This window comes from Tsukamurella soli, assembly GCF_039541155.1.
In the GTDB taxonomy this organism is placed as follows: Bacteria; Actinomycetota; Actinomycetes; order Mycobacteriales; family Mycobacteriaceae; genus Tsukamurella; species Tsukamurella soli.
The window spans coordinates 1-6,171 of the sequence record NZ_BAABFR010000175.1 but is presented as its reverse complement, the minus strand read 5'-3'; the positions used below and the strand labels follow the sequence as shown (position 1 = coordinate 6,171).

The 6,171-nt window shown below is 69.9% G+C and carries 5 protein-coding genes; 4 read left to right on the top strand and 1 reads right to left on the bottom strand.

The annotated features are described in order from the left end of the window. Positions 1–358: 358 nt before the first annotated feature. Entirely contained in the window at positions 359–1,384 is a 1,026-nt protein-coding gene (fbaA, locus tag ABD908_RS26355) for a class II fructose-bisphosphate aldolase (protein WP_345001704.1), read from the bottom strand. Positions 1,385–1,518: 134 nt separating this feature from the next. On the opposite strand from fbaA, the gene ABD908_RS26350 reads away from it, so the two are divergent. The 4 genes from ABD908_RS26350 to ABD908_RS26335 form a co-directional block, all read left to right on the top strand. Continuing rightward, complete coding sequence (locus ABD908_RS26350; RefSeq protein ID WP_345001702.1) at positions 1,519–3,390, top strand: Na+/H+ antiporter; 1,872 nt, start codon at positions 1,519–1,521, stop codon at positions 3,388–3,390. Positions 3,391–3,486: 96 nt separating this feature from the next. Continuing rightward, on the top strand, positions 3,487–4,194 hold the full coding sequence (locus ABD908_RS26345; protein ID WP_385924522.1) for a VTT domain-containing protein: 708 nt from the start codon (positions 3,487–3,489) through the stop codon (positions 4,192–4,194). A gap of 46 nt (positions 4,195–4,240) precedes the next feature. Next, positions 4,241–4,906: a DedA family protein gene (locus tag ABD908_RS26340; protein ID WP_345001700.1), complete on the top strand. Its 666-nt coding sequence runs from the start codon at positions 4,241–4,243 to the stop codon at positions 4,904–4,906. Next, a partial coding sequence (locus tag ABD908_RS26335; protein ID WP_345001698.1) for an ATP-binding cassette domain-containing protein occupies positions 4,903–6,171 on the top strand: 1,269 nt, incomplete at its 3' end. The genes ABD908_RS26340 and ABD908_RS26335, both read left to right, overlap by 4 nt.

The following is a 6,171-nucleotide window of genomic DNA, read 5'->3' as shown; positions in this document are numbered from 1 at the left end:
CATGCCTTCGGCGCCGCCGGCACTCGCGTACTCTGCCGTCCCGCCCCAGGCGCCACCTCCGGTGCACCGGCCGGCACCGCCGCCGCAGACCGGGCTCCCGCCGTCCCGGGTCCCCCAGCCTCGGCCCTCGCAGGCCCGCCTCCCGCAACCCACGCACGCCCAGCCACCGCACCCGAGACCGCCCCAGCGTCCGCGGTATTCCGAAGAGGCGAGACTCCCCCGACACACGAGACCGCGGCTCACCGTCACGGAATGGGCGGCGGCCGCGGTCATGTGTCTGCTGATCATCGCGGTGATCATCGGGCTGGCGATGCACTGACCGCCGGCCCGACGACCCCGGCGGGATGAAGCCGGCGGATCAGGCCGAGATGGACTTGCCCGAGGACTGCAGATCGGTGCACGCCTCGACGACCCGCTCGCTCATCGACGCCTCGGCCTTCTTCATGTAGACACGCGGGTCGTACACCTTCTTGTTGCCCACCTCGCCGTCCACCTTGAGGACGCCGTCGTAGTTGCTGAACATGTGGCCGGCGATCGGGCGGGTGAACGCGTACTGGGTGTCGGTGTCGACGTTCATCTTGACGACGCCGTAGCTCAGCGACTCCTCGATCTCGCTCTTGAGCGAACCCGAGCCGCCGTGGAAGACGAAGTCGAACGGCTTGCTGCCCTCGGGCAGACCCAGCTTCGCGGCGGCGACCTTCTGTCCGTCCCGCAGCACCGTCGGGCGCAGCTTCACGTTGCCCGGCTTGTACACCCCGTGCACGTTGCCGAACGTCGCGGCCAGCAGGTAGCCACCGGCACCGAGTGCGTCCACGGTCTTGGCGAAGTCCTCATCGGACGTGAACAGCTTGTCGTTGATCTCGGCCTCGACGCCGTCCTCCTCGCCGCCCACCACGCCGATCTCGATCTCCAGGACGATGTTCGCGGCCTTGGCCTTGGCCAGCAGGTCCTGCGCGATCTCGAGGTTCTCGGCCAGCGGCACGGCGCTGCCGTCCCACATGTGCGACTGGAACAGCGGGTGCAGGCCCTTCGCCACCCGCTCCTGCGAGATCGCCAGCAGCGGCCGGACGTAGGTGTCCAGCTTGTCCTTCGGACAGTGGTCGGTGTGCAGGGCGACGGTGACGCCGTACTTCGCGGCGATCACGTGCGCGAACTCGGCCAGCGCCACGGCTCCGGTGACCATGTCCTTGATCCCGAGTCCGGAGCCGAATTCCGCACCACCCGTGGAGAACTGGATGATTCCGTCGCTGCCCGCGTCAGCGAAGCCCTTGATCGCGGCGTTGATCGACTCGCTCGACGTGCAGTTGATCGCCGGGAACGCGAAGCCGTTGCTCTTGGCACGGCTCAGCATCTCCCGGTAGGCCTCGGGTGTTGCGATGGGCATCAGGTCCTCCTGGGATCGGGTTCCGCTTCCGCAGAAAGTATGTCAATCCCGCCGGTCGCGCATGGGCGAAGGGGGTGTACCGGTGTGATCCGCCAGGCGACATGCCTCGGCACCGTTCTGCGACACTGATGCGCATGGAGGTCGCCGCCTGGATCGTCGTGCTCGTCACCGCCGTTCTGGTGGTGAGTGCGGTGTCGGATCGGATCGGGGTCGCCGCCCCGCTGTCGCTGACGGTGGTCGGCATCGCGGCGTCGTTCGTCCCGTCGATCCCCGACGTGCCGTTGCACCCCGACGTGGTGCTGCTCGGGCTGCTGCCGCCGCTGCTGTACTCGGCGGCGTACCGCAGCTCGCTGGTCGACTTCAAGGCGAACATCCGCTCCATCGGCCTGCTGTCGGTGGGGCTCGTGCTGTTCTCGGCGTTCGCCGTGGGCCTGGTGGCGACCGCCGTGCTGCACATCCCGTTCGCCGCCGGGCTCGCGCTGGGCGCCATCGTCGGGCCGCCCGATGCGGTGGCCGCGACCGCGGTCGGACGGCGCATCGGCCTCCCCCGCCGGGTCACGACACTGCTCGAGGGCGAGTCACTGTTCAACGACGCGACGTCGATCGTGCTGCTGCGCACCGCGATCGCGGCGATCGCCGGCACCGTCGGCGTGTGGCAGGTGGTCGGCTCGTTCGCCCTCAGCGCCGTGGGCGGCGTCGCGATCGGCGTGATCGCGGCGCTGCTCGCGAAATTCGCGAACCGCCGGGTCACCGACCCGATCATCACCACCGGTATCTCGTTCGTCGCACCGTGGGTCGCCTACCTACCCGCCGAGGAGATCCATGCGTCCGGTGTGGTGGCGGTGGTGGTGATGGGCCTGATCAGCGGGTTCAAGGCGCCGGTCGAGCAGACGGCGCTCAGTCGGATGTCCGCTCGGATCAACTGGAACACCATCCAGTTCCTGCTCGAGAACACGGTGTTCCTGCTGATCGGGCTGCAGATGCGATGGATCGTCGAGGCCGCCGGGCACTCTCCTCTCGGGTGGGGCACCATCGGGCTCGCGTGCGCCGCCGTGATGGCGACGGTGATCGTGGCGCGGATCGTGTGGTGTCTGCCATCCGCGTTCGTCGCGGTGCGCGTCGATCAGACCGACACACACCTCAGCGCGCGGGAGACGGCCGTGCTGTCGTGGGCGGGGATGCGCGGGGTGGTCACGCTCGCAGCGGCGTTCATCCTGCCCTCGACGGTCCCACACCGGGAGGTACTGGTACTCGCGGCGATGGTCGTGGTGGCGGGCAGCCTGCTGATCCAGGGCTCGACGTTGCCGGCCCTCTCGCGGTTCCTGAAACTGCAGGGACCCAACGCCCGCACCGACGCGCTGCAGCAGGCGGTGGTGATGCGGTCGGCGATCAACGCGGGAATCGCGGCGCTGGACGCGATGGCGGCGGACGAGAACTGCTCGGTGCCGCCCGAGGTGATCGAGACGCTGCGCGAACGCGCCGAGACCCGCGAGCGCGGCAACTGGGAGCGGCTCGGCCCGGAGGCCAAGGACACGCCGAACGCTCAGGTCCGACGCGCGCGGCTGCAGATGCTGCAGGCCGAGCGCGAGGAGGTGCTGCGGCTGCGGAACACCGGACAGGGCGACCACGAGGTGCTGCAGCAGGTGCTGTTCTCTTTCGACATCGAGGAGGCGACGCTCACGGTGGTACAGACGCGCAACGAGCGTGTCGCGGTGGCCGAGTTGCTCACCCCGCCGCGCGTGTCCGGCGAATGCGAGCACATGCGCGTCAACGACGGCTTCGACGACCCCACCCCGCTGTCGACCACATGCGAGGAGTGCCGGGCGCAGGGGCTGGACCCCGTCGCCCTCCGGCTGTGCCTGAGCTGTGGGCACGTCGGGTGCTGCGACTCCTCCGTGGGCAAACACGCCACCGCGCACTACGAGGTCACCAACCATCCCCTCATCCGCAGCATCGAGCCCGGCGAGTCGTGGCGGTGGTGCTACATGGACGAGATCTTGAAGTAGGCCCTCGGCACCCGGGGGAAGCGCCTACTCAGGCTGGACCAAGGATCGGCCCGGTACGCTGACCGGGTGTTCGTAGCCGGAGTACATGACCTCGCCCTGCACGCCTCGACGGCCCTCTCGGCGTCGACGACCACCGTGCAGGCCTCCGCGCTCGGCGGAATCCTGGACCCCGTCACAGTGCTCAACAAGTTCGGCAGCTGGGTCCTGCTCGGCCTGCTGATCGTGGTGTTCGTCGAGTCCGGCGTGCTGTTCCCGATCCTGCCCGGCGACTCGCTGCTGTTCACCGCGGGTCTCGTGTTCTCGGCGGGCGCATCCGAGGCGCACGACCTCAAGTACAGCGGCTCGCAGAGCGGATGGCTGCTGTGGGCGACGCTGGTCCTGGTCCCGGTGGTCGCCGTCCTCGGCGCGCAGGTGGGCTATCTGATCGGGCGCTTCGGCGGATCCGCGCTGTTCAAACCGGACGCGAAGGTCCTCAAGCAGAAGTATCTCGACGAGTCGCACGCATTCTTCGAGAAGTACGGCCCCGTCACGATCTTCCTCGCCCGTTTCGTCCCGATCGTCCGTACGTTCGCTCCGCTCGTCGCGGGCGCCGCCAAGATGAAGTACGCGGCGTTCACGCTGTGGAACGTCCTGGGCTCGATCGTGTGGGGCGTCGGTGTCACCGTGCTGGGGGTGTTCCTCGGCAAGATCGAGTTCGTCCGCAAGAACATCGACGCAATCTTCGTCGTCATCGTCATCGTGTCGGTGCTGCCGATCGCGTTCGAGGCGCTCAAGCGCTTCCGCTCCGCCCGCCGGACCGCGTGACTGCGGGCCGACCCGGGCCCGTGGCAGGCCCTGCGGGTCATCGAGCATGACCGGGATACTGCAGGACGCTGGTCCGGTCCTGATCTATCTCATCGTCGCCGGGTTCGTCCTCGCGGAGTGCGGCTTCATCATCGGGCTGTTCCTGCCGGGCGACTCACTGCTGCTCACCGCCGGCGTCGCATTGGCGACGAGCAGCCAGCACGCGCCCGTCGTGTGGGGCCTGGCCGCCACGGCGATGGTCGCGGCGATCACCGGAAACCACATCGGCTACCGCATCGGCGCCACGATGGGCGATCGGATGCTCGCCAAGAAGGGCGGCCGGTACTTCAACGCCGAGAACCTGCACCGGGTCAAGAAGCTGATGGACCGCCACGGTTTCCTCTCCGTGCTGGTCGCGCGGTGGGTCCCGTGGGTGCGCACGCTCTGCCCGATGGTCGCGGGGGCGGCGGCGATGGACAAGCGCAAGTACACCATCGCCTCGGTGATCGGATCGGTGTTGTGGGCGCCGTGCCTGCTGCTGGTGGGCTATTACGGTTCGTCCGCGCTCGGCGAGTTCAAGTGGATCCTGGACATCGTGCTGGTGGTGATGGTCGTGGCGCTGCTGCTCGGCACCATCGTCGGCGTCATCGGCTACCGCCGCGAGATGGCGCGGCCAGACGAGCAGGTCGAGCTGGACCCGCACGAGGATCCCCCCGGGGAGCAGTCGGCATGACCGCCACCTTGCACATCCGTGACCTGGGCGCGGCCTTCGGCGCGCGCACGCTGTTCTCCGGCCTCGACCTGATCGTCGCGCCGGGCGACGTGGTGGGGTTGGTCGGCGCGAACGGCGCAGGCAAGTCGACACTGCTGCGGCTGATCGCGGGGCTCCCCTCCGATGTCGGGCCCGATGTCACCGGCGCCGGGAGCGCAGCGAGCGGGCCCGATGTCACCGGCGCCGGGAGCGCAGCGAGCGGGCCCGATGTCACCGGCGCCGGGAGCGCAGCGAGCGGGCCCGATGTCACCGGCGCCGTCGACCGAAGTCCGGCAGATGCGCAGGTGGGCTACCTCGCGCAGGAGCCCGACCGCCGCCGGGGCGAGACGGTGGCGCAGTTCGTCGCGCGCCGCGCCGGCGTGACCGCGGCGGAGGCGGAGATGAACGCGGCGGCCGAGGCGCTCGCCGAGCCGGGCGCACCCGACCGGTATACGCCGGCGTTGGAGCGGTGGCTCGCGCTCGGTGGAGCCGATCTCGAAGACCGCCTGGGCCAGGTACTCGCGGACGTCGGGCTCGCGGTGGGCGCCGACGCGGAGATGACGGGGCTGTCCGGTGGGCAGGCGGCACGGGCCGGCCTGGCCGCGATCCTCGCGTCGCGCTACGACGTGCTGCTGTTGGACGAACCGACCAACGACCTCGACCTGGCCGCACTCGAGCGGCTGGAGCGGTTCGTGACCGAGGTGGACACCCCGCTGGTGCTGGTCTCCCACGACCGCGAGTTCCTGGCGCGCACGGTGACGACGGTCGTCGAGCTGGACCTCGCGCAGCAGCAGATCGGTGTGTACGGCGGCGGCTACGAGGCCTATCTGGCGGAGCGGGCGGTCGCCCGGCGCCGCGCCCGCGAGGCGTACGACGGCTACGCCGGCGAGCTCGACCGGCTCACGGAACGCGCCCGTATGCAGCGGAACTGGATGGAACACGGCGTCCGGAACGCGCGGCGCAAGATGAAGGGCGGCGACCCGGACAAGGCGGGACGCAAGGCGCGGCTCGAGTCGACCGAGAAGCAGGCGTCCAAGGCACGGCAGACCGAGCGCGCGATCGAGCGACTCGATGTGGTCGAGGAGCCACGCAAGGAGTGGGAGCTGCGGCTCGAGATCGCGACGGCGCCACGCAGCGGCACCGTCGTCGCCACCCTGAACGAGGCGACGGTGACCCATCCCGGCGGGCCGGACGGCACGAGCCCCGGCGGGCCGGACGGCACGGGCCGCGGCGGGCCGGACGGCACG